The organism is Gemmatimonas sp., assembly GCF_044344655.1.
Lineage (GTDB): Bacteria > Gemmatimonadota > Gemmatimonadetes > Gemmatimonadales > Gemmatimonadaceae > Gemmatimonas.
The window spans coordinates 1-21,980 of record NZ_JBIJCN010000026.1; the positions used below are offsets into that span (position 1 = coordinate 1).

22 protein-coding genes are annotated in these 21,980 nt (G+C 66.0%); 1 reads left to right on the forward strand and 21 read right to left on the reverse strand.

The features are described 5' to 3' along the window. Positions 1-352: 352 nt before the first annotated feature. The 15 genes from dapF to kdsB form a co-directional block, all read right to left on the reverse strand. Positions 353-1,186, reverse strand: a complete 834-nt coding sequence (dapF, locus tag ACIQ51_RS08435) for a diaminopimelate epimerase (RefSeq protein WP_396204596.1) — start codon at positions 1,184-1,186, stop codon at positions 353-355. Further along, the gene (locus ACIQ51_RS08440) at positions 1,186-1,938 is read right to left on the reverse strand and encodes a polyprenol monophosphomannose synthase (RefSeq protein WP_396204597.1); all 753 of its coding nucleotides are present in this window, start codon (positions 1,936-1,938) and stop codon (positions 1,186-1,188) included. Before ACIQ51_RS08440 ends, dapF begins: the two co-directional genes overlap by 1 nt. An 8-nt stretch (positions 1,939-1,946) precedes the next feature. Continuing rightward, positions 1,947-2,276, reverse strand: a complete 330-nt coding sequence (locus tag ACIQ51_RS08445) for a hypothetical protein (protein ID WP_396204598.1) — start codon at positions 2,274-2,276, stop codon at positions 1,947-1,949. 50 nt (positions 2,277-2,326) lie between these two features. Next, on the reverse strand, positions 2,327-3,277 hold the full coding sequence (locus tag ACIQ51_RS08450) for a lysylphosphatidylglycerol synthase domain-containing protein (RefSeq protein ID WP_396204599.1): 951 nt from the start codon (positions 3,275-3,277) through the stop codon (positions 2,327-2,329). 2 nt (positions 3,278-3,279) lie between these two features. Beyond that, on the reverse strand, positions 3,280-4,503 hold the full coding sequence (locus ACIQ51_RS08455) for a glycosyltransferase (RefSeq protein WP_396204600.1): 1,224 nt from the start codon (positions 4,501-4,503) through the stop codon (positions 3,280-3,282). Between the two features lie 23 nt (positions 4,504-4,526). Then, positions 4,527-5,558: a glycosyltransferase family 2 protein gene (locus tag ACIQ51_RS08460; protein WP_396204601.1), complete on the reverse strand. Its 1,032-nt coding sequence runs from the start codon at positions 5,556-5,558 to the stop codon at positions 4,527-4,529. Between the two features lie 64 nt (positions 5,559-5,622). Next, positions 5,623-7,119 carry an RNA polymerase factor sigma-54 gene (gene rpoN / locus ACIQ51_RS08465; protein ID WP_396204602.1) on the reverse strand — a complete coding sequence of 499 codons (1,497 nt, stop codon included), beginning with the start codon at positions 7,117-7,119 and terminating at the stop codon, positions 5,623-5,625. Next, the gene (gene lptB, locus ACIQ51_RS08470; RefSeq protein ID WP_396204640.1) at positions 7,119-7,922 is read right to left on the reverse strand and encodes an LPS export ABC transporter ATP-binding protein; all 804 of its coding nucleotides are present in this window, start codon (positions 7,920-7,922) and stop codon (positions 7,119-7,121) included. Before lptB ends, rpoN begins: the two co-directional genes overlap by 1 nt. A 389-nt stretch (positions 7,923-8,311) precedes the next feature. Further along, entirely contained in the window at positions 8,312-9,871 is a 1,560-nt protein-coding gene (locus tag ACIQ51_RS08475) for a hypothetical protein (RefSeq protein ID WP_396204603.1), read from the reverse strand. Positions 9,872-10,092: 221 nt separating this feature from the next. Further along, on the reverse strand, positions 10,093-10,656 hold the full coding sequence (lptC, locus tag ACIQ51_RS08480) for an LPS export ABC transporter periplasmic protein LptC (protein WP_396204604.1): 564 nt from the start codon (positions 10,654-10,656) through the stop codon (positions 10,093-10,095). Between the two features lie 14 nt (positions 10,657-10,670). Next, positions 10,671-11,657, reverse strand: coding sequence for an SIS domain-containing protein (locus ACIQ51_RS08485; RefSeq protein ID WP_396204605.1), 987 nt, complete (start codon positions 11,655-11,657; stop codon positions 10,671-10,673). Then, entirely contained in the window at positions 11,654-12,274 is a 621-nt protein-coding gene (locus ACIQ51_RS08490) for a KdsC family phosphatase (RefSeq protein WP_396204606.1), read from the reverse strand. Before ACIQ51_RS08490 ends, ACIQ51_RS08485 begins: the two co-directional genes overlap by 4 nt. Positions 12,275-12,288: 14 nt before the next feature. Next, a complete protein-coding gene (kdsA, locus tag ACIQ51_RS08495; RefSeq protein WP_396204607.1) occupies positions 12,289-13,131 on the reverse strand; it encodes a 3-deoxy-8-phosphooctulonate synthase in 843 nt (280 codons plus the stop codon). Then, positions 13,128-14,804: a CTP synthase gene (locus ACIQ51_RS08500; protein WP_396204608.1), complete on the reverse strand. Its 1,677-nt coding sequence runs from the start codon at positions 14,802-14,804 to the stop codon at positions 13,128-13,130. The genes kdsA and ACIQ51_RS08500 overlap by 4 nt, the downstream gene beginning before the upstream one ends. 48 nt (positions 14,805-14,852) lie before the next feature. Continuing rightward, positions 14,853-15,626 carry a 3-deoxy-manno-octulosonate cytidylyltransferase gene (gene kdsB, locus ACIQ51_RS08505; RefSeq protein ID WP_396204609.1) on the reverse strand — a complete coding sequence of 258 codons (774 nt, stop codon included), beginning with the start codon at positions 15,624-15,626 and terminating at the stop codon, positions 14,853-14,855. Positions 15,627-15,743: 117 nt separating this feature from the next. Between kdsB and ACIQ51_RS08510 the strand changes: the two genes are divergently transcribed. Next, positions 15,744-16,688: a TerC family protein gene (locus ACIQ51_RS08510; protein WP_396204610.1), complete on the forward strand. Its 945-nt coding sequence runs from the start codon at positions 15,744-15,746 to the stop codon at positions 16,686-16,688. Between the two features lie 47 nt (positions 16,689-16,735). On the opposite strand, the gene xerD is transcribed toward ACIQ51_RS08510, so the two are convergent. Genes xerD through ACIQ51_RS08540 form a run of 6 tightly spaced genes read right to left on the reverse strand, consistent with a single transcriptional unit; the run spans position 16,736 to position 21,970 of the window. Continuing rightward, positions 16,736-17,677 (reverse strand): site-specific tyrosine recombinase XerD, encoded by a 942-nt coding sequence (xerD, locus tag ACIQ51_RS08515; protein WP_396204611.1) that lies wholly within the window; start codon positions 17,675-17,677, stop codon positions 16,736-16,738. Further along, entirely contained in the window at positions 17,674-18,306 is a 633-nt protein-coding gene (locus tag ACIQ51_RS08520; protein WP_396204612.1) for a DedA family protein, read from the reverse strand. The genes xerD and ACIQ51_RS08520 overlap by 4 nt, the downstream gene beginning before the upstream one ends. 34 nt (positions 18,307-18,340) lie before the next feature. Further along, a complete protein-coding gene (ispF, locus tag ACIQ51_RS08525) occupies positions 18,341-18,847 on the reverse strand; it encodes a 2-C-methyl-D-erythritol 2,4-cyclodiphosphate synthase (RefSeq protein WP_396204613.1) in 507 nt (168 codons plus the stop codon). Then, positions 18,844-19,881, reverse strand: a complete 1,038-nt coding sequence (gene mqnC, locus ACIQ51_RS08530; RefSeq protein ID WP_396204614.1) for a cyclic dehypoxanthinyl futalosine synthase — start codon at positions 19,879-19,881, stop codon at positions 18,844-18,846. Before mqnC ends, ispF begins: the two co-directional genes overlap by 4 nt. A gap of 30 nt (positions 19,882-19,911) precedes the next feature. Beyond that, complete coding sequence (locus ACIQ51_RS08535) at positions 19,912-20,769, reverse strand: menaquinone biosynthesis protein (protein ID WP_396204615.1); 858 nt, start codon at positions 20,767-20,769, stop codon at positions 19,912-19,914. Between the two features lies 1 nt (position 20,770). Beyond that, the gene (locus ACIQ51_RS08540; RefSeq protein WP_396204616.1) at positions 20,771-21,970 is read right to left on the reverse strand and encodes a CofH family radical SAM protein; all 1,200 of its coding nucleotides are present in this window, start codon (positions 21,968-21,970) and stop codon (positions 20,771-20,773) included. Positions 21,971-21,980: the final 10 nt, after the last annotated feature.

A 21,980-nucleotide genomic window follows, 5' to 3' on the forward strand; every position in this document is an offset into this window, starting at 1 on the left:
CAATGATCGTGGACAACTGTGGAGAAGTCCACGGGGACGCGCCAGGCTCGACGCAGACAGGCGCCTTAAGTCATTGTTGTGCTTTGGTTTGTGCTGGTGCGATGAATGTGGCCTGGCTGCACGCGCTCACGAAAATGCCGTATGTCCACGTATCCACAGAACTTCCCGGAGGCGTGGTCAGGCGCTACGCAACGGGCCGCCGGGGCGCCAATTGGCGGCGCCGTCCCTCCCGAAACGACGAACGGCGCCTCGTGCCGGGCGCCGTCCGCTGAGCGGCCGAGGGGCCTCCAGGTGGCATCCGGGTGGCATCCGGGTGGCATCCGGGTGGCATCCTGCGGCCATCGCGTGCCCGTCAGAGGCTTTCGATCGTGCCCCGGAACACCACCCGCCCTTCGCCGCAGAGCGTGGGGTAGCAGCCTTCGGCGTCTGCCGGTCGGCGTAATGAAATGCGCAGGTCCCGGCCGGAGCTCGTGCGAATGGTGACCATCTCGCCGCCGGTGAGTCCCCATTCGGCCAGCAGAATGGCCGTGGCCACCGCCCCCGTTCCGCACGCGAGGGTCTCGCCCTCCACGCCCCGCTCGAAGGTCCGATAGCGCCACAGTCCGCCGGGGAGCGGCGACACCCAATTCACGTTGGCGCCCTTTCCGCCTGTGAGCGGGTGCCAGCGCAGCCCAGGACCGCGTTGCGTAAGGGCGACCGCGTCGGCGCTCTCGCACAAGACGACGAGGTGCGGAATCCCCGCTACCGCAAACCCGATGCGCTGTTCTCCGGGGGCGAGCTCAATGGGAATCGCCGGGGCGACCTCCATGACCGGCTGGAAATCGATTTCCGGGAGCGCTCCGAAGCGGCTGGTAATGACGCCGGCTCCCGTTACCAGTCGCATACCGGCTGCCGATGCCATGCCGAGTTCGGCTGCCAGCGCCGTGGAGCACAGCGTGGCGTTCCCGCAGAGATCTGCCGGCGAACCGTCGCTGTTGAAGTAATGGATGCGCACGGCCCCGTCGTCCGACTGGGGTTCCAAGACCACTACGCCGTCGGCGCCTATCCCATTGTTGCGATGGCAGATACGCTTGATCATCTCAGGTGATGTCACACGTTCGAGTGACACCTCCCTGCCGTCGAAGAAGACGAAATCGTTCCCCGACCCCGTCATCTTGGCGAATGGGACCCCCTTCAGATTGTCCATCAAAACCGACCGGTCATGCCCCACCACCGGAGGCGCCACACCATCCAGATGGCCTCGCGTACGATCCGCTTGGACATTTTCGACTCCCCCTCCGTGCGGTCATGAAACACGATGGGGATTTCCGCGATGCGGAAACCGCGCTTCCAGGCGCGGAAGCTCATCTCGATCTGGAAGGCGTAGCCATTCGACTTGACCTGATCCAGCGGAATGGCCTCGAGGACGTGACGGCGGAAGCACTTGAAGCCGCCGGTCCCGTCGCCCAGCCGAAGTCCCGTGACCGCGCGGGCGTAGATGTTGGCCCCGTACGACAACATGAGGCGCGTCATGGGCCAGTTCACCACCGTGACCTTGCCATCGCGATATCGCGATCCGAGGACGAGATCGGCATCCTTGATGGCGGCGAGAAACTCCGGCAGGTGCCCCGGATCGTGCGAGAAGTCGGCGTCCATCTCGAAGACGTACGCGTAATCCCGTTCGAGGGCCCACTGGAAGCCGGCGAGATAGGCCCGCCCAAGGCCCTGTTTGCCCTCCCGGTGAAGCACGTGTACCCGGGAATCCGCGGCGGCCAGCGCATCGGCCAACCTGCCGGTGCCATCCGGCGAATTGTCGTCGACGACCAGCACGTCGAGCCGCGGGTCCTGTTCAAGGATCCGTGGGACGATGCGAGTGACGTTCTCGCTTTCGTTATACGTCGGGACGATCACGACGCCGCGCTCGCCGGAAGCGAGCGCACCGCGAGCGGGGGGCTTCATCAGTGTCATCATACGGCAACCTGCCGCCGGTCGCTCGCGCGCCCTACGGTCCACCGGAGCACCACCGCCCAGAGGGCCGGCACCGCTAGCCGCTTCCGGGATTCGTAGGCGTCGCTCGTGAACCGGAGGCGCCCGGACCGCGCGCCGCTCGGCAGTTCAACTCCGATCAGGGTGAAGTCGGCGCGGTGCACCGTGGTGGGTTGTCCGTCCACCTGCGCGGTCCGGCCTAGGTAGTCGTTCTTGAATACGATCAGCGTGCTGCCGGCCGGGGCCGGCCCCTGCACTGCGCGTGCGATCGCACCGCCTACATACTTGCTGATTCTGACGTCGAATGGCACTGGGCTGGGAAAAGGCGCTGCGGAAACGCACCGATCCGACACCGGAGAGGCTACCCCCTTTTGCGAAGCGACGCGCGCTGGGCCGGGGTCATCGACAGGAGACCGATGACCCCGGGCAGGATCTCGAGGACGGTCAGCCAGATTCTGGAGGTCGCGCCAAGGATGACCGCCTCGCCCTGCCCGGCCGCACCGATCCCCACGAGGAATCCGCTGAGCGCGAGCTCGCGTACCCCAACGCCGCCCGGCGCGAAGATCGCGAGGAAGCCCACGAGGTACGACGCCGAGTAGCCGGCGATGAAGAGCACCGGATCACGACTGATCTGTGGCGTCACGCCCTGTGCAAAGAGGGCGAAGGCCACCCCGTACCCCACCCACGAGGCCGCGTTGATGGCGGCGGACAGCCAGATAGTGCCGCGTGTCAGATGCTGGTCGCTGACCGGCATGGCGCGCCAGCGCGCAAACCGATCGAGCAGCGCCGGCAGCACCCAGGGGAGCGCGGCGACGCCTGCGACAAAGACGAGGGCACCGACGCGAGAGGCCGCGCCGAAGCCCGGGTAGATGCCATCGAGGCCCTTGGTGCCGGTGATGACCGCCACCGCGAAGCCCGCGCCGATGTTGAGCGAGGTGCCCAGAATGGCCGCGCCTGCGGCGGCCACACCCGATACGCCTTCGGCCGCTGCCATGACGCCGAGCGCGCTGATCGACCAGACCTTGCCTGGCAGATAGCGCCCGAGATTGGCGATCGTCCAGATTCGCACCGCCGTGGGATACGGCAAATGGCCGCCCCAGCCGGCAAGGAGCATGCGCCAGCTTTGGATGAGCACCGCGTAGGTGCCGAGCACCACCAGACTTGCCGCCAGGATCCATCCCCATCGGATCTCGACGGCGCGGGCCGCTCCCTGTACGTCGCTCCACTGGCGGGCGAGTGCATAGCCGATACAGCCGAACGTCAGGGCGAGCAGCAGTCCGCGCAGCAGCGTTGATCGGAGGAGGCGGCGCACGATCAGGCCGGTCCGGGCGACGCGAGCACGCGTCGGTAGATGGCGAGATAGCGCGCGGCCACCGCCTCGGGGGTGAAGCGCTCGTGCATGTCGGCCCACGCCGCGCGGCCACGCGTGCGCACATTCTCCGGCGTGGCGATCAACTGCGCGACGGCGGCCGCGAGCCCGGGGACATCACCCGGAGCCACAAGGGTGCCGCCGTGAGCGTCCCGGACCACGTCGGGGAGGCCGCCATCGCGATAGGCGACCACGGGCGTGCCACACAGCTGTGCTTCGACGGCGACGAGCCCGAGTCCTTCGCCCCTCGAGGGCATGACCACGGCGCAGGCGTCCCGATAGCGAGGCACGAGGTCCGGCTGCGCGAGGTGGCCGAGCCATCGCACCCGATCGTCCACACCGAGTGCGCGCGCATGGGCCTGCAGCGCCTCGCGATCGGGGCCCTCTCCGACGACGTCCAACGTGACGGGTCGCGCGGATGACGGCGCCGCGGTGGCCAGCGGCGGGAGGGCCAACGCGGACAGGAGATCGCGCAGCCCCTTTTGCGCGTTGAGACGACCGACGAACAGCAGCCCCTGACGCGGTGCGTCGTGGCCGACGCTTCCGAAGTGCCGGGTGTCGACTGGCATGGGCGCGACCTCGATGGCGGCGGTCGGCGCGATGCGTTGCGCGGCAGCGGCAAGCCACGAGGACACTGCGGTGCAGGCGGCGTACTCGCCGAGGACGCTGCGCATGACCGGATGGGCCGGTACGAAATGCTCGGCGAGCCGCACGTCGGAGCCGTGCATCGTGATGACGCGCGGTGGATCGCCCGCGCGATGGGCGCGCCAGAGTGCCAACCCCGAGGGAAACCACCAGTGTACGTGCACCACGTCGTAGGGGGCCCCCTCTCGGCGTGCCCCGTCGATGGCGCGGCGCACGGCGCGTCGTGTGGCTGCGAGCAGCTGCACCAGGGCCAGGCGACCACTCCATGACCCCTGCACTGCGTCGGCCATCGTGCCGGTGTACGCGAGGGTCATGCGCGCGTCGTCGGCGTAGCGGACGCGCGCGATCTGTACGCCCTCAATGGTGCCAAGGGGAGCGAGTCCCGGTGCACCGGGCGCGATGATGTCCACGCGGGCGCCAGCAGCCTGTAGGGCGACCGCCAGCCGCAGCACGAACGACCCGGCCGCGTCGCCCTCACACCGCGGCACGTTGTGCGTGACGAAGAGGAGACGCGGCGTGGGCACCGCGGAGGGTGTGGCGATGTACGTCAGGGGCTGCCGCGCGTGTCGTCGCGCGCGCCACCGGGGGCGTCCTGCTCGTACTGGCGTGCCGCCAGCTCATCGAGTTCACGGCGCATCTCACGCACTTCCGCGCGCTGCTGAGCGATCTGCTCGCCGAGCAGACCGGTCGCAAAAAAGACCGAGCCGAGTATGAGGCACGTCTGGATGACAGTCCACACCCAACGCTGCCCCTGCCCGCTTGCGAGCAGCCACCCGAGGGCGCCCAGTCCAGCCAGTACGCCGATCGCGAAGAGGGCGGCGCCAAGCATGCCGAAGGCCAGCAGTGGCTTCTGGCCGAAGCGCAGCTCGAACCAGACCGCAAGCATGTCGAGCACGCCCACCGGGATGCGCGAGAGGCCGAACTTGGAGCGGCCCGAATGGCGCGCATACAGCGGAATCGGGACTTCGGTGACCGTGTACCCCTGCGCGGCCGCCATGACGATCATGTAGCGATGGAAGTCGGGGCGCATGGGCAGCGAGGCCATGATCTCCCGACGATAGGCCTTCACGTTGTTGAGATCACGCACCGGCACGTGAAAGAGCATGCGACTCAGCTTGTTGTAGGTGCTGGAGACGAACGCCTTTTCGTACTTGCCCTGCTTGTAGCCGGTCACCATGTCGGACTCGCCGGCGAGAATCGGTCCCACGAGACTCGGAATGTCTTCCGGCTTGAACTGCAGGTCGGCCGGGTAGAACACCAGCACGTCCCCGCGGGCTTGCAGATATCCGGTGCGCAGCCCCTCCGCGATGCCGCGCTGGGCGCGATGCCGCACGGGATGCAGAAAGGGGTATCGCTCGCGCAGCTCCTGCAGGAGCGCCCAGCTGCCATCGGTGGACCCGTCATCGACCACCACCACCTCGTAGCGCGCCGACTGCTCGCGGATCATCGCGTCGCAGAGTTCGACGAAGAGGGCCAGGTTTCCCACCTCGTCCTTGGCCGGTACCAGGACACTGACGTCCACCGCCGGGCGCAGACCCGGGCGGGGCGTGGTGCGAAGCAGATGGGAACTCACAGCCATGCGAAGAGGGGTTGGGGCTGGTTACTCGGGAATGCTACCGTCCATGCGGTCGGCGCGGGGAGGCTCACACGCGCTTCCGCATGCGGGCGGGCAACACCCCGAGCTGGTCACGGTACTTGGCCACGGTGCGTCGCGCAATCTGCACCCCGGTCTGCTGCAGGACCTCCACGATAGCCTGGTCGGTGAGGGGGTGCTTGGGATCCTCGCCCGCCACCAGCTTTTCGATCTGGTCCTTGATGCCGCGCGCCGATACATCGTCGCCGTCTGCCGTCGATAGCCCGGACGAGAAGAAGAACTTGAGTGGTAGCACACCACGCGGTGTTTGCACGAACTTTTCGTTCGTCACGCGGCTTACCGTGGACTCATGCATCCCGACCGCCTCGGCCACCTCACGCAGGGTGAGCGGCTTGAGTGCCTGCACCCCGCGTTCGAAGAAGTCCTTCTGCCGATCGACGATGTAGTGCATGACCTTGAGCATGGTCTGCCGACGCTGCTCGATGGCCTGGATCATCCAGTTCGCCGAATTGAGCTTGCTGGCAATGAAGTCCTTGCTCTCGGTATCAAAGCGCTTCTTGTCGCGGGCAATCTCCCGATAGGCACGCGATAGCTTGAGGCGCGGAAGATTCCCGTCGTTGAGAAAGATGTGGTACTGCCCGTCGATCTTGTCGACGACGAGGTCGGGAATGATGTAATTGTCACCGCCGGCACTGTAGCGGAGCCCGGGTTTGGGGTCGAGCTTCTTGATCTCGTCGGCAGCGCCCTGCACCTCCTGCGCACTGATGCCAAAGCGCTTGGACAGTTCACTCCAGCGGTGCCCAATCAGCTCCTCAAATGCCTCCTCCACCAGCCGATAGGCGAGGGTGTCCCGCTGTCCGGCGGCGCGCAGCTGCAGCAGCAGGCACTCGCGCAGGTCTCGCGCACCAACGCCCGGCGGATCCAGATCCTGGATGATCTGCAACACCTGGAGCATCTCCGTGTCGGAAAACTCCGGCACGTTACCCTCGATCTCGCGCTCATCCGCCTCTCGCACGAGCAACTCATTTACGCCCCGCTGAATCTCCGTGAGGAGGCAGGCGAGATAGCCGTCGTCATTGATGTTGCCCACGAATTCGTCGGCAAGAAACGCCTGGCGCGGCGAGAGTTCGAGCAGGGACAGCTGTTCCGTCAGGTGGTCCGAGAGGTCTTTGGTGGCGACAGTGACCGGCTCGTACCACTCGCGCTCTTCGTGCTCCTCACGCTGTCCGCCCGTTTCGAAGCCATCGAGCAGCACGGCTTCCCAGTCCACATCGTCGTCGCCGGTCTTCTCCGGCTCGGCTTCAGTCGTCGTCTCGGACTCGGCGAGGTCCTGCGGTTCCGACGCAGCCTCCTCCGGATCGGTGGAGTCGTCGTCTTCGTCCTCGGGCTCGACCAGCTCGAGAAAGGGGTTCGTGAGCAGCTCTTGCTTGAGGTGCTGTTGCAGGTCGAGCAGTGGCATGTACAGCAGGTCCATCGCCTGGTAGAGGCGTGGATTGACCTTCAGTTCCTGCCGGAGTCCAGCGTGTTGCTGCAGGCCAGTTTTCATTACACACGTACTCCCTCGTCGGCTTGCGCGAATCGTGCACGGAGTCGAGCCGAAAGCGTCGGCCCGAGGTAAATCTCCGCTACGGTGTCGTCGAAGACGAGTTCACGAACGGTACCGGACACCTTGACGACCCCATCATACATGATGTACGCGCGGTCGACGATGTCGAGGGTCTGTTCGACATTGTGGTCACTGATGAGCACGCCTATGCCACGGTGGCGGAGGCCCGCTACGATGGTCTGAATATCGTGCACGGCAATAGGATCGACACCCGCAAAGGGCTCGTCGAGCATCATAAACTTCGGTTGCGTGACAAGGGCTCGCGTGATCTCGAGACGGCGGCGTTCACCGCCCGACAGCTGATACGCGCGGCTGTTTCGCAGATGCTTGATGCTGAGCTCGTCGAGCAGCGTCTCCAGGCGCTCCTTCCGCTCTGCCGCCGAGAGGTCGAGTGTCTCGAGGATGGCCAGGATGTTCTGCTCGACGGTAAGCTTGCGGAAGATCGACGGCTCTTGCGAGAGGTAGCCGATGCCCTGTCGCGCGCGCTCGTACATGGGCATCTTGGTGATGTCGGTCCCGTCGAGCTGGATCTTCCCGGTCTGCGGTGCGATGAGCCCCACCAGCATGTAGAAGGTGGTGGTCTTGCCTGCGCCATTGGGACCTAGCAGCCCCACGATCTCGCCCTGTGCCACCCGCACCGAGACGTCGTCCACCACGCGCCGGTTGCGATAGACTTTCACCAGTCCCTCGGCCGAGAGCACGGAACTCTCCGCACCTACTGCCGGGTGCGCCGTGGATGACAGGCGGTGTTCGCCCGTCGTGCGCAGTGCACGTGCCAACTCGGCACGCTGGGCCTGAAGCTCCACCCACACCGACGGCACCACCCGGATCGTGGGATCGTGCTCATGCTCCCCACCAGCGGTTGGCTCGATCACGCCAGCTGCCGCCAATCGTGGCAGCAGTGCGGCCGCCAGATGGCTGCGCACGTCGTCGGGGGTGAGGGCGTGTCCGTCTCCGGCCAGCTCGATGTAGTGCCGTACCAGCGCGTGCAGCGGGACGGCGCCGGTCATGTCGGCCCCCTCGAGAATGGCCCCCATCACGATCGCCAGCGATCGATCCCCATGTACCGCGCGCTCCACCAGCGACAGCATGTCATCGTGGACAGCGGGCGTACGGGAGGCGGACGAATCGGTCATGGACGGCGATCTGGGTCGGAGATGGGATGCACCAGCGGACGCTCCGGGGCGACGGACTCTCTTCCCGGCGGACGACGCGAGGGCGACTGTGGTGTCTTGCTTGGAGCCGGCTTCGTCGGGCGCGCATTCCGGTCTCCCGCACGTCCCTGCTGGGCTCGGCTACGGTCGGCGGCCGAGGCGGTGCTGTCGGAAAGACTGTCGGGTGCTGGTTCGAGATACACACCGGACGCGGCAGAATCTACCCGCACATCCCGTACGGCACCCGTGTCGAAGTTCACAAAGATCCGGACGCCACGCACGTAGTTGATCGCGGGCGGGGTGCTCTTGCCTTTGGAACTGGCGAGGTGGAAGAGCGAACTGGCGTTGCCAAGGGCGCGAATCTCCCTGAGCTTGGCGCCATTGACCGTGTCGGCGACTGCGGCGGCGCTACTGTCGAAAAACGCCAGTACGCTATCGCCACGCAGCACATCCTTGTCCTTCGTGGTAATCCTGAGTGTGTCGGGCGTACCAATCGCCACCGCGCTGCCGATCGCGCGCACCTCACGCACCTGCTTGTCGGCCATGCGGATCCACAGGGAGTCCGCAACCACATCCTGTTGCGGCGTGGTCGCCTTGGCCCTGCCCTTCCCGAAGGCAAACGCCTCCGAGAGCTGCTGTTTCACCAGCCGCATGTCGATCGTCTCGGCGTTGAGCACAAGCTCATCACTGGTGGCGATGCCCTTGTGGCGGGCCACTACGCGGTCGAGCTGTCGGGCGGTGCTGTACATGTCGATCGTGTCGCCCACGAGGGTGAACCGCCGAGCGGCGTCGCGGTTCACAATACGGGCGGTGCGGATGAGGCGCGACTTCTCGGTCAGCTTGTCGAACGACGCCGAATCGGCGCTTGCGTTGATCGACTCACGATCGATCTGGACGTCGCCCCAGGCCATTAACAGCGAATCGCCGGTCTCTTCGAAGCGATTGGCCGCGACGCTGGTGGGGGGCTGCGTCCTTCCGGCGCTGTCCTTCTCGATGAGCGTGGCCACTGAACGGGCCGGCGCGATCAGTCGCGCCTGGGGCCGCTCGGGGGTGCTGCGGAAATATTCGATGCTCGGACCAGCGAACGTGCTTCGGGTCGGCAGCTGTGTCGCGACGACATTCCCGTCGGCGTAGAGGCGCCCTTCCCTAGTGAAGTACGTGGCGTGCGTGGCGGTGATCTGCACCTTGTTGGGCTCTTCGTACACGACGTTGCCGTACAGATTCACGATCCCCGCGGCCTGGAACTGCTCGGCACTGTCGGCGCGTAGGCGGTTGTTCTCGCCCTGACAATGGCCCACGAAGCCACCGCCGATGAAGCTGTTGGAGACCCCCTCGCTGACGCGGCTGTACAGCAGGCGCGTCTCCGGCGGCGACTCGGAGAAGTCCATCACGCACGGACGCGATGCCGCGGCCGGCTTCTTTCGTGGCGCCGCCGTCTTGGACGTGTCGGCCGGTCGCGCGCCGGGTGAAACCCCGGCGCTGTCACTGGTCTTCTTGACCGAGTCGACCGGCTTTGGCGCGGCGGAATCAGCCGGCACCGCCGGCGCAGCTGCGGCCGGAGCCGGCGCCGCAACCGGAGCCGCAACGGGAGTCGTAGCGGGAGTCGTAGCGGGAGTCGTAGCGGGTGCGGCGCTGGGCGCGGCAGCCGGAGCCTTCCGCGCGCCGCGACACCCGGCGATACTCGCGAGCGCCAGCACCACGCTCGGTAGCACGAGGGCGCGCACGCGAGGCCGCAGGCGGACCGGCTGGAAAAGGGGCATCAGCGCGTGGGAACCTGCACCGGCGCCACGCCCTTGCAGGCACGAAGGCAGCGGAAGTTGTTGAGCTTCGGGTCAGACTCGAAGCCGATCCCGGAAAGCTGGCGCTTGGGCTCGTTCAGCACGAAGGCGGAATCGGAGTAGAACTGGTTCCGCACCTGATCGAATACCAACTGCTGTGACGTAAAGCGCTTGCCGTCCTCGCGCGCCACGACCACGTCGCCGCGCGCCTCTAGGCGCTGCAGACGCGTATTGTAGCTGCCGGTGCGCGAGGTGAGCACGCCATCCTTGAGCCCCTGCGCGGTGAAGAAAGTGAGATTCACGCGTCGCATCTCGAGGCGACTACCGTCCTCGTAGGAGAAGGCGGTATCGGCCAGCAGTTCGCCGTTGTTCACCCCCTTGTTGGTGAGCACGTGGCGCACCCCGAAGGCTACCTGATCGGCGGAATCCGGAATGGCACTGCCCTTTGCACGCTTCATGGCCGGCGCCTTCTTCGGGCAGGCCGCGGCACTCAGCGCGATGACCGCCAGCCCGGCGCCCACCACGGTCCGCAATGCGCGTTGCATATGACCCGGCGCCATTACACGGCCCCGGCGCGCATGAGGTCATGCAGGTGCACCACACCCACAAGTTGCCCTGCCGGGTTTACCACCGGCATAGCCATGATCCCGAGCGTTTCCATCCGATGTACCACCGCGCTCCCCAATTCGTGGTCTTCCGCCAACTTGGGCGATGAGGTCATGACCGCGGCCACGGCCACCGACAGCACGTCGTGCTGTCGCTCAAGCAGTCTGGCGAGATCGCCAGCCGTGACGACCCCGGACACCCGTTCCTGTTCCATCACAATGGCGATGCCGCGGCGTTCTGCCAGCAGCACCACCGCATCGCGCATCGTGGCGCCGCCCTCGAGTACCGGTAGACGGTCACGCTCCATGACATCGGCCACCCGCGTGAGCAGCCGACGCCCGAGCGCGCCGCCGGGATGCAGTTTCGCGAAGTCTTCCGCCCTGAACCCCTTCTCCTGCAGCACCGCCACGGCGAGCGCATCGCCCAGCGCCATCGTGACGGTCGTGCTGGTGGTGGGGGCGAGATCGTGCGGACACGCTTCCTCACGTACGCCCAGATCGAGCGGCACGTCAGTCAGCCGGCCCAAGCGCGACGACGGCACGGCCGTCATGCCGATCATGGGCACCCCCATTCTGGCGAGTGCCTCGATGAGCCCCAGCAATTCCTCGCTCTCGCCGCTCTTCGAGATGAGAATCGCCACGTCGTCCGGGCCGACGATGCCGAGATCCCCGTGTACGCTCTCGACGGGATGCAGGAACATGGCCGGCGTGCCCGTCGATGTGAACGTGGCGGCCATCTTGCGGCCCACCAGCCCGGACTTGCCGACACCGGCGATGATCACGCGACCACGGCAGGTGGCCAGCAGGAATACGGCGCGTGCGAATTCCTCGCCGAGCGCCGTTGCGGAGGCGCGTAGCGCGTCCGCCTCGAGCGACAACACGCGGCGGCCTCGTTCGATGGCGTGTGCGGCGCTCGTCTCGTGAAGCGGTTGCACGGTCATTGCACCACCTCGGACGCCTCGTCCGAATCGTCTAAGCTGCGACTCTTCACGTACCGCTCCACGGCCTCGCTCCACTCGCCGCGGGCCGCGAGCAGCGCCTCGGCAAACTCGCGCACGGCGCCCTGGCCGCCCCGTGACGTGAGGCGAAGATGGGCGCACCGGGCCACCTCGGGGACGCAGTTGCCCACCGCCACGGCCAGTCCGACGGCGCGGAGGAGCGCAAGATCGGGAAGGTCGTCGCCCACAAAGGCCACCTCATCGAGGCTCACTGCGAACTCTGCACAGAGCCGACGCATCGCGGGGAGCTTCTTCGCCTGCGCATCCTGAACACACGCATCGACGCGCAGTTCACGGCCACGGGTCGCCACACTGTCGGATACGCGGCCGGTGATGAGTACGACCTTGAGTCCACAATCACGCAGCATGGCGATACCGAGACCATCCTGCACATCGTAGCGCTTGAGTTCGAACGGGATGCGCTGCCCATCGTGCGTGGCACTGCCGAGGTAGAGCCCACCATCGGTGAGCACACCATCCACGTCGAAGCCAACGACCTTGATGCGTCGCGCAATCGCGGGCTCGATGCGGGGAGCGTCCAACTCCAGCGGAGGGAGCATGCCTGCCTGCGTCATCAACGCGAGGCCCGGTCCCAGATGTCCACGGCGCGCTTGACGAGATCGGGGAGCGCCTCGAGTGACATCATGTTGGGGCCATCGCTTGGCGCCATGTCGGGACGCGGGTGTGTCTCGAGGAACAACCCCTGCGCCCCCGCGGCCACGGCGGCGAAGGTGAGCGGTGGAATGAATTCACGGGCACCGCCGCTGGTGCCGCCGGCACCCTGCCCTGGACGCTGGACGCTGTGCGTGGCGTCGAAGATTACCGGTACCTGGCATGCCTCGCGCATTCGCGGAAAGGCGCGCATGTCCACCACGAGATCCCCGTAGCCGAAGAACGTACCGCGTTCGGTCACGGCGAGCGCGCCGGCTCGCCGTCCGGCGAGTGCCGCCCCGGCTTCGACCTTGCGCACGGCACCCATCATGCCTTCCGGGTGCATCCACTGCCCCTTCTTCACGTTCACCGCCTTGCCCGTCGCGCCGGCGGCGAGCAGTAGATCGGTTTGGCGGCAAAGAAAGGCGGGGATCTGCAACACGTCCACCACGTCGGCGGCGGGCGCGCACTGCCCTGCCTCGTGGACATCGGTGAGGATAGGCAATCCCGTGGCGGTGCGCACCCGGTCGAGTGCGGCCAGGCCGGCATCGAGGCCAGGCCCACGGACACCGTCCACGTTGGAGCGATTGGCCTTGTCAAAACTTGCCTTGAAGATCACGCCGCCCGGCACCTGTTCGGCGAGGCGCGCGAGCGCCTCACCGACCTGTAGGTTGAGGGTATCGTCTTCGAGCTGGCAGGGACCGGCGATGAGGAACAGCCGGTCGGATGGAAACAGCGCCTCGGCCACGACTGATGATTCCGTCACTGGCGCACAGGCGCAGGCGTCGGCGCGCCGGCCGCCTCCGCCCGACGACGGTCGGCCGCGGCGGCCACAAACCCGGCGAACAGCGGGTGCGGACGTAAGGGGCGCGACTGTAGCTCCGGGTGAAACTGGCAGCCCATGAACCAGGGATGCGCGGGCAGCTCGATCATCTCGACGAGCGAATCGTCGGGGGAGAGGCCGCTGAGCTGCATGCCCTGCTCGATGAACCGCTCGCGATACCGGTTGGAGACCTCGTAGCGGTGCCGGTGCCGCTCGCTCACCTCCGGCTGCCCGTAGGTCTGGGCGGCGCGCGATCCGCGCTGCAGGCGGCACGGATAGGCACCGAGGCGCATGGTGCCGCCCTTGTCGGTGACTTCCCGCTGCGAATCCATCAGGGAGATGACGGGATGGCCGCATTCCGGGGCGAACTCGCTTGAGTGGCTATCACTGAGGCCAAGCACGTTGCGAGAGAACTCGATGATGGCCACCTGCATGCCGAGGCAGATACCGAAGAACGGCAACTGCATCTCACGGGCGGCGCGGATGGCTTCCACCATGCCCTCCACCCCGCGGACCCCGAAGCCGCCGGGCACGAGGAGGCCGTGATGCTGCGACAGGATCTCGCGGGCCTTCTCGGCGCTGGTGAACAAGTCGCTCGACGTCCAGGCCAGCTCTACGCCCACATCGTTGGCGATGCCGCCGTGGATAAGCGCTTCCTGCACGCTCTTGTAGCTGTCCACGTAGTCCGTGTACTTGCCGACGACGCAGATCTTCACTTTTTCACGCGGATGCGTGATGCGCTGCACCATGGTACGCCACGCGGAGAGATCGGGCGTGGGCGCGGTGAGGCGGAGGCGCTCCATCACGCGATCGGCGAACCCCTGCTGTTCGAACACCAGCGGGATCTGGTAGATCGTGGGCACGTCGGGGCTTTCGATGACGGCCCCGAAATCGACGTTGCAAAAGAGGGCGATCTTGCGCTTCACATCGTCCTGCAGCGGCTTCTCGCTGCGGCAGATCAGGAAGTCGGGCTGGATACCGATTTCCATGAGCTCGCGCACGGAGTGCTGCGTGGGTTTGGTCTTCACCTCGCCGGCGGCCGCGATGTAGGGCACGAGGGTGAGGTGTACGAAGATGGCGTTCTCCTTGCCGACCTCTCGGCGGAACTGCCGGATGGCTTCGAGGAATGGCAGCGACTCAATGTCACCCACCGTGCCGCCGACTTCGACGAGGACGACGTCGTTGCCGGGCGCGATGCGCCGCACGGCATTCTTGATCTCGTCGGTGATGTGGGGAATCACCTGCACCGTCGAGCCCAGATACTCACCGCGACGTTCCTTGGTGATCACGTTCGAGTAGATGCGCCCTGTCGTGATGTTGTTGGCCTGCGAGAGGGGGCGATCGAGGAAGCGCTCGTAGTGTCCGAGATCGAGGTCGGTTTCCGCGCCGTCGTCGGTAACGAACACTTCGCCGTGCTGAAACGGCGACATGGTGCCGGGATCGACATTGAGGTACGGATCAAGCTTCATCATCGTCACGCGGAACCCGCGCTCGACGAGCAATCGGCCGAGCGACGCCGCTGCGATGCCCTTGCCGAGCGACGATACGACACCACCCGTGACGAAGATGTACTTCGGAGCGGACGTCTGGCCCGTCGGGGGAAGCGTGGTGGACATGAACGGAGTCTCGGTAGGGTCCTAGTCAGGTATCATGAACGTCGCGCCTCAAACCGGCGCGATCGACGGGGCACTAGTGGAAAAGACGCTCCATCGCGCGTTCGCGCGCCGGAGGTCGTCCTCGGTGTCGATGCCGCCCTCCGCTGCCGGCACGTGCGCCACCCCGATGGAGAGGCCGTGCGCCAGCGGACGGAGCTGTTCGAGACGTTCGACGAGTTCGAGCGGGTGTGGCGACCACTGCACCCATTGCTGCAGGGCCTGACGGGTGTAGGCATACACGCCGATGTGCTGATGCACGAGCGGCGTGAGCATCGACCGGTCGCCGGCATCGCGCAGGTACGGAATGGGTGCCCGTGAAAAATAGAGCGCGCGGCCCTCATCGGTGCAGACGACCTTCACGACGTCGGGAGAGTGCAGCGCCTCGGCGGCGACGGGTACGGCCGCCGTCCCGATCGGAGCGTGCCCCGACCTGACCACGCCGACCGCCCCTGCCAGCGCCTCACGGGACACGAACGGCTCGTCGCCCTGTACATTGAGCAGGACGTCCATGCCCCCGAACTCGGGCCGCCGGGCCACCTCGGCGACCCGGTCGGTACCGCTGGCATGGTCGCTGCTGGTCAGCACCACAGGGATGCCGCGGGCGGCACAGGCGTCGCGCACCGCGTCGTGGTCGGTCGCCACCACCACCGCATCCGCGACCTGCAGCGCGAGGACGCGCTGATAGACCCGGACGACAAGGGGTTCGCCCCCAAGGAGGCGAAGCGGTTTGCGGGGAAGTCGGGTCGCGCCCAGGCGCGCCGGAATCACCGCAAGGACAGGCATTGTCCGGGATGTTGGGGCGTGGTTGCAGCAAAATTCACGCCAGTTAAGATACCCGCTTCGGCGCGCCAAGGCAAACGGGCCGACAGCTGGGCTTTTGGTCACCTTCAGTTTGCTGGCATGCCAACATCGTGGTGGATCGCTTTCAACGCGCTCGTGCTCTTCCTCCTCGCCCTCGACCTCGGGGTGTTCAACCGGAAGGCCCACGCGGTTTCGGTCCGAGAAGCGCTCGGCTGGAGCGCCGTCTGGATCTCGCTGGCGATCGGATTCGGCCTGTGGATCGGTCAGGCGATGGGTCGCCAAGCCATGTTCGAGTTCTATGCCGGGTATCTGGTCGAACAGGCGCTATCGGTCGATAACCTGTTCGTGTTCATCCTGATTTTCGGCTATTTCCGCGTTCCGCCGGAACTGCAGCATCGGGTGCTGTTCTGGGGCATTCTTGGCGCGCTGGGCATGCGCGGCGCGATGATCGGCGCCGGCGCCCTGCTGCTCGCCCAGTTTCACTGGATCATCTATCTCTTCGGGGCCTTTCTCCTCTACACCGGGTTCAAAATGGCCTTCGGGGGCGACAGCGAGATCGAGCCCGAGCAGAACCCGGTAATCCGTGTGGTGCGCCGCTTCCTCCCGCTTACCACCCAACTTCACGGGGAACGATTCTTTGTCCGTGAATCGCTCTCCCCCGGGGGCGCCGTGCGGCTTGTGGCCACTCCACTGTTCGTGGTGCTGGCGCTGGTGGAAACGACCGACGTGGTGTTCGCCCTCGACTCCATCCCCGCGATCTTTGGGGTGACGCGCAACCCGTTTCTCGTGTACACGTCGAATGTCTTCGCCATTCTGGGGCTACGGTCGCTGTATTTCGTGCTCGCCGGGGTCATGGGCAAGTTTCACCTCCTCAAATACGGCTTGGCGGTCGTCCTGGCGTTCGTGGGCCTCAAGATGCTGATCAGCGAGGTGCGCCCCATCGCTATTGGCCCGTCACTCGGGATCGTTGCCGGCGTACTGGTGGGCAGCGTGCTGCTCTCGCTGGTGATCCCGCCAAGGGTGAAGGCGCCCACCGGAGACTGACTGCCTGCCGCGCCGTCGGCGGCGGCAACCAGTGGTAGGCGGAGCCCTCAGGCGCGGGGATGGAACTGCTTGTGCACACTCCGGAGATACTCACGATCCACGTGTGTGTAGATCTGCGTCGTCGCGATGTCGGCGTGTCCCAGCATTTCCTGTACGGCCCGCAGGTCGGCGCCTCCCTCGAGCAGGTGGGTGGCGAAGGAGTGCCGTAGGGTATGGGGAGACACGGCCTTCTCGATCCCGGCCTGGTCCACGTACTTGCGGAGGATCTTCCACGCCCCCATGCGCGTGAGCGGCTTCCCCTGCCCATTGAGGAAGAGAATCCCCTTCCCTTGGCCCCGTTCGAGTACGGCGCGTAGCTCGCGAAGGTACACTGCCACGGCGCCGATCGCTGAGCGGCCGATCGGGACCAGTCGCTCCTTGCTGCCTTTGCCGAACACGCGTACGAGGCCGTCCTCCAGCAGGACGTCCTTCACCGCCAGACCGATCCACTCCGAGACGCGCAGCCCCGCGCCGTAGGCAAGTTCGAGCATGGCGCGATCGCGGAAGGCGAGGCGTTCATCAAGTTGCGGCGCGGCCAGAAGACGCAAGATCTCGTCAACTGACAGTACTTCAGGCAGGGTGCGCCACCGCTGCGGCGCGTCGAGGCGCTCCGTGGGGTCCGTATGCACGAGGCCCTCGGCAACCAGGATGCGAAACCACGTCCGGAGCGCGGAGATGTTGCGGCGAATCGAACTGCCGGCAAGCCCGAGATCCTTGAGATGATAGACGAACTCACGCAAGGCGGCCGGCGTGATGTCGCGCGCTGTCGTGATGCGCTGGTCGCGCAACCATGCGGCGCAGCGGATGACATCACGGCGATACGCCTCGATGGTGCGCGGGCTTGCCCCCTCCTCAAGGGCCAAGGCATCCTCGAAGGGTTGCAGGTGAAAGCCACGGCGCAGGTCGCGCGTGTCGGTGTCGAGGGGCGCCGGCGGCAACGGATCACTCATCGCTTGTTGCGTCTGCGCCCACGGTCACGTTTCGAGCCGAGGCGCCACCAGAGGCCTACGCCACCCACCACCGTGATGGCCAGGGCCGCTAGCCCGAGCGCACGCTGCTGTTCGGCAATGCGGGCCAAGAGCCCGTCGGCATTGGCACCGGCCCGGAACGCGAGCACGCATACGAGCCCGTACCAAACGCCCGAGGCCAGCGTCATGGCGATGGCGGCCCGCATGGCACCGACCCCCAGCGCCCCGGCCATCGGCGGCACCACCGCGCGCACCCCCGGCAGGAACCGACTCACGACGACGGCCGCCAGTCCCTGCGCCTTGAAGCGCTCGGCGAAGCGATCGGCGCCTGCCGTGGATACGATCCTCGGAAAGCGCCTCAGGAGCCATGGCAGTCCGTAGCGATGCCCCAACCCGTACATGAGCATGGCACCGCCCACATTGCCCAGCATCGTGGCCCCCCACACTCCCAACGCCGTGCCGTTGCCACGCGCCGCGACGAAAGCGCCGAGTGCGATGACGGTATCGGCTGGCAGTGGCGGGAACACGTTCTCCGCGAAGGCTGCTGCGACGAGCGCTCCGTACAGCAGCGGTTCCGGGAGCGACGCGAGCCACGCGAGCAGATCATTCATGCTGTGCGCACGTCGAGGACTCGACCGGCGGTGGTCAGGCGCCGTGAATGGTCGCCGTGCACATCACGGCGAGCCCTTCCTCCCGACCGATCCATCCCATGCCCTCGTTCGTCTTGCCCTTGACGAACACCTGGTCGTGCGGGACACGCAGTGCCTCGCCCAGAACGGAGCGCATGGCGTCCCGGTGCGGACCGATCTTGGGCCGCTGCGCGATGACCGTGACATCCACGTTGTGCACGCGATAGCCCGCTGCCCAGAGACGCTCCACGGCCGCCTTGAGCATCGCGATGGAGTCCCTGCCCTTGTTGGCCGGGTCCGTATCCGGGAACATCTGGCCGATATCGCCAAGGGCGGCAGCACCGAGGATGGCGTCGGTGACGGCATGGCAGATGGCATCACCGTCGGAATGGCCGGCGCAGTGCACCTCACCCGGAATGTCGATACCGCCGAGGCGCATCGGACCGCCTTCCCCAAAGCGATGGGAATCGTACCCGATCCCCACCCGAGTGTGCACGAACGCTGACGGGGGCACGTACGTCACGCCGCCACCGTTGCCGGCGATTCGGCGATGATCGAGTAGTCCTGTCGGCGACGCGCGGGCGAGAAGCCCGCGTCGATGATGAGACGGTCGAGTTCCTCGACGGTCGTGCGATGCGTCGTATTGGCTGCCGACACGACATTCTCCTCGATCATCAGCGAGCCGAAGTCGTTGCAGCCGAACTTGAGCGCCATCTGCCCCACCTTCATGCCCATGGTGACCCAGGACGACTGTAGGTTGGGAACATTATCGAGCACGATTCGCGAAAGAGCCACGGTACGCAGGTACGTGGTGGCATCGGTCCGGGGCATGTGCGACATGGTGGGCGTGTTTTCCGGCTGTAGCGGCCACGTGATGAACGCCGTGAACCCCTGGGTGCGCGCCTGCAACTCGCGCACGCGCTGCAGGTGCTCGATGCGCTCGGCCAGCGTTTCGCCGATGCCGTACATCATCGTGACCGACGTCTTCATGCCGGCGTTGTGCGCAAGCTCCATGATTTCGAGCCAGCGATCAGCGCCGGCCTTCTTGGGGGCGGCAATGTCACGCACCCGCTGCACGAGAATTTCCCCACCACCGCCGGGGATGCTGTCGAGCCCTGCGGCTTTGAGCTCCCGGATTACCTCGGTGGCGTCCATGCGGAATCGCGTCGAGAAGAAGTCCACTTCACTGGGCGAAAAGCCGTGAATGTGAATGGGGTGGTACTTCTTGATGTAGCGCAGCAGCTCGAGGTACCACTCAAACGGGATGTAGGGATTGTGCCCGCCCTGAATGAGGATCTGCACACCCCCCAGCGCCTTCGTTTCCTCGATCTTGTGACCGATCTGCTCGTAGGACAGCGTGTACCCTTCCCCGTGTTTGGGGCGGCGATAGAACGCGCAGAAGCCGCAGTCAGCGACACACACGTTCGTGTAGTTGATGTTGCGGTCGACGATGTATGTGACGACACCATGCGGATGCTTCTGCTCGCGAATGCGATCGGCTTCGATGCCGAGTTCGAGCAGGGGGGCGTTGGTGTAGAAATCGAGAAGATCGCGCATGACGGTCACTCTAGGAGTCGGAAAAGCCGGTCAGGCAGCAGGCAGGAAAGCCAGCGTGCCGTCGGGCACGCGTCCGGCCAGCACTAGTCGGCGGAAGAACTCGGTCAGTCCAGCGAGATGCGGATACGACAACCGATAATCGAGCCCGGCGAAGTACTCGCGACAGGTCTCGCGCGGAACGCCACTTGCCAGCGCCGCCTGCACGGAGAGCTGGTCGAGATGCTGCAGCCCCCAGTCGCGACTGGCGATGAGCGAGGCGTGCGCGGCGAGGGACGCGTGCACGGGAGTACGCCGCTGCGCCACCCATACAGCGAAGACAAAAGGCAAACCGGTCCACGCCTTCCAAGCAGCGCCGAGGTCCTCGATGTACGGATACCGTTCGGCCCATGGGCCACCGCGATTGGCGGCATCGAAGAGCTTGAGGGCGGCGTCGCCGATCACCAGCCGTGCCTCGTGCTCCTCGTCACTGAACCGCGCAATGTCGCCGAGTTCCGCGTCCCCCGGGACGAACTCGGGGCGGCACTTCCACACGTGTTCGAACAACAGTTCAAGCAGGGCGACCGAGGTCATGCTGCTGCGGCTTACGACCACGCGGCGACCTCCCAAGTCCTGCGCCGCCCGCTTGCTGAAGAGCATCACGCTGCGCACGGGCCCGTCGCTGGTGATCCCCAGTTCAGGGAGCAGGAGGAACTGGTGCGCGTCACGCGCATATTCCACGGCCGACACCACGCTCACGTCGATCTCACCTGCCGCCATCAGGCGGTTGAGCTGCGTGGGGATGCCGTCGACCAACTGACCGGCGAGCGGTACGATCCCACGCTCAATCGCGCCGTACACCGGATAGCAGTTGATGTACCGGATGCGCCCCACCCGCAGCTGGCTACTCATGTCAGGCCACCACGGCGGCGCGCGCATCGGCAGGGGCGCTGATCGCCTCCCCGGTGTCGTCGGGGGCGAAGTCGCGGATGATCCGGTAGAACGAGTCACGCTCTGCCGGGACCTTACCCGAGCCGCGAATCAGCTGGAGCAGCTGCGGCAGCGTCATGCCTTGCGGAGTGCTGGCGCCCACGGCGTGATAGATCTTCTCGCGCACGACGGTGCCTTCGATGTCGTTCACGCCAAAATGCAGCGCAATCTGCGATACCGCCGACGACACCATGATCCAGTGTGACTTGATATGCTGGAAGTTGTCGAGAAACAGACGGCCGACGGCAAGGTTACGCAGGTCATCGACCCCGGTGGTGCTGGTACCCTGACGGCCGAGGGTCGCTCCGAGTTCGTTGTCGTCGGGGTGGTAGGCGAGCGGAATGAAGGCGAGGAATCCCCCGGTATCGTCCTGCAGCTCACGGAGCATGGTGAGGTGTTCCAGGCGATCGTCGATGGTCTCCACGTGCCCGTAGAGCATCGTGCAGTTGGAGCGGATTCCGAGCGTGTGCGCTGTGCGATGCACATCGATGTAGTCAGCGCCGCCGAGCTTCTTGTCGGCGATCTGCTCGCGCACCGCGGCACTGAACGTTTCGGCGCCACCGCCCGGCAGCGTGTCGAGGCCGGCCTCCCGCAGCGCGATCAGGACGTCCTCCCGGCTCATCTTCTCGATACGCGCGATGTGCGCGATCTCAACGGCCGTCAGTGCCTTGATGTGCACCTGGGGATGCCGCTGCTTGAGCGCGCGGAACATCGACGTGTAGTACTCGAGGCCCGCCTGCATGTCGAGCCCACCCACGATGTGAAACTCGCGGGTGATGGTGCCATCGGCGCGGTCCGATTCAGCAAGCACCTGATCGAGGGAGTAGCGATATGCTCCGTCCTCCTTGGGCAGGCGCGCGTAGCCGCAGAAGACGCAGGTCTTCCGTAGCACGCAGATGTTCGTCGGATTGATGTGCTGGTTTGCGGCGAACGTGACGACGTTGCCGTGGCGAGCGCGATTCGCAGCATCGGCCATGGCACCCACCCCGAGGACATCGGGGGACGTGTAGAGCGTGCGTCCGTCGGCGACGGAAAGACGCTGGCCCGCGATCAGCTTCTCGCCGATGGGGCGCAGCGCCGAATCGCGCAGCGAGTCGAGGTCGAATGGTACTGCAAGCGGCATCAGGACGTAC

Coding starts and splice junctions, on each gene's coding strand:
- dapF (WP_396204596.1), bottom strand. CDS start 1,186: ATGGACAATCTGAAGGGGGTCCCATTCGCCAAGATGACGGGGTCGGGG.
- ACIQ51_RS08440 (WP_396204597.1), bottom strand. CDS start 1,938: ATGAAGCCCCCCGCTCGCGGTGCGCTCGCTTCCGGCGAGCGCGGCGTC.
- ACIQ51_RS08460 (WP_396204601.1), bottom strand. CDS start 5,558: ATGGCTGTGAGTTCCCATCTGCTTCGCACCACGCCCCGCCCGGGTCTG.
- rpoN (WP_396204602.1), bottom strand. CDS start 7,119: ATGAAAACTGGCCTGCAGCAACACGCTGGACTCCGGCAGGAACTGAAG.
- lptC (WP_396204604.1), bottom strand. CDS start 10,656: ATGCAACGCGCATTGCGGACCGTGGTGGGCGCCGGGCTGGCGGTCATC.
- ACIQ51_RS08485 (WP_396204605.1), bottom strand. CDS start 11,657: ATGACCGTGCAACCGCTTCACGAGACGAGCGCCGCACACGCCATCGAA.
- ACIQ51_RS08490 (WP_396204606.1), bottom strand. CDS start 12,274: ATGCTCCCTCCGCTGGAGTTGGACGCTCCCCGCATCGAGCCCGCGATT.
- ACIQ51_RS08500 (WP_396204608.1), bottom strand. CDS start 14,804: ATGTCCACCACGCTTCCCCCGACGGGCCAGACGTCCGCTCCGAAGTAC.
- kdsB (WP_396204609.1), bottom strand. CDS start 15,626: ATGCCTGTCCTTGCGGTGATTCCGGCGCGCCTGGGCGCGACCCGACTT.
- ACIQ51_RS08510 (WP_396204610.1), top strand. CDS start 15,744: ATGCCAACATCGTGGTGGATCGCTTTCAACGCGCTCGTGCTCTTCCTC.
- xerD (WP_396204611.1), bottom strand. CDS start 17,677: ATGAGTGATCCGTTGCCGCCGGCGCCCCTCGACACCGACACGCGCGAC.
- ACIQ51_RS08520 (WP_396204612.1), bottom strand. CDS start 18,306: ATGAATGATCTGCTCGCGTGGCTCGCGTCGCTCCCGGAACCGCTGCTG.
- mqnC (WP_396204614.1), bottom strand. CDS start 19,881: ATGCGCGATCTTCTCGATTTCTACACCAACGCCCCCCTGCTCGAACTC.
- ACIQ51_RS08535 (WP_396204615.1), bottom strand. CDS start 20,769: ATGAGTAGCCAGCTGCGGGTGGGGCGCATCCGGTACATCAACTGCTAT.
- ACIQ51_RS08540 (WP_396204616.1), bottom strand. CDS start 21,970: ATGCCGCTTGCAGTACCATTCGACCTCGACTCGCTGCGCGATTCGGCG.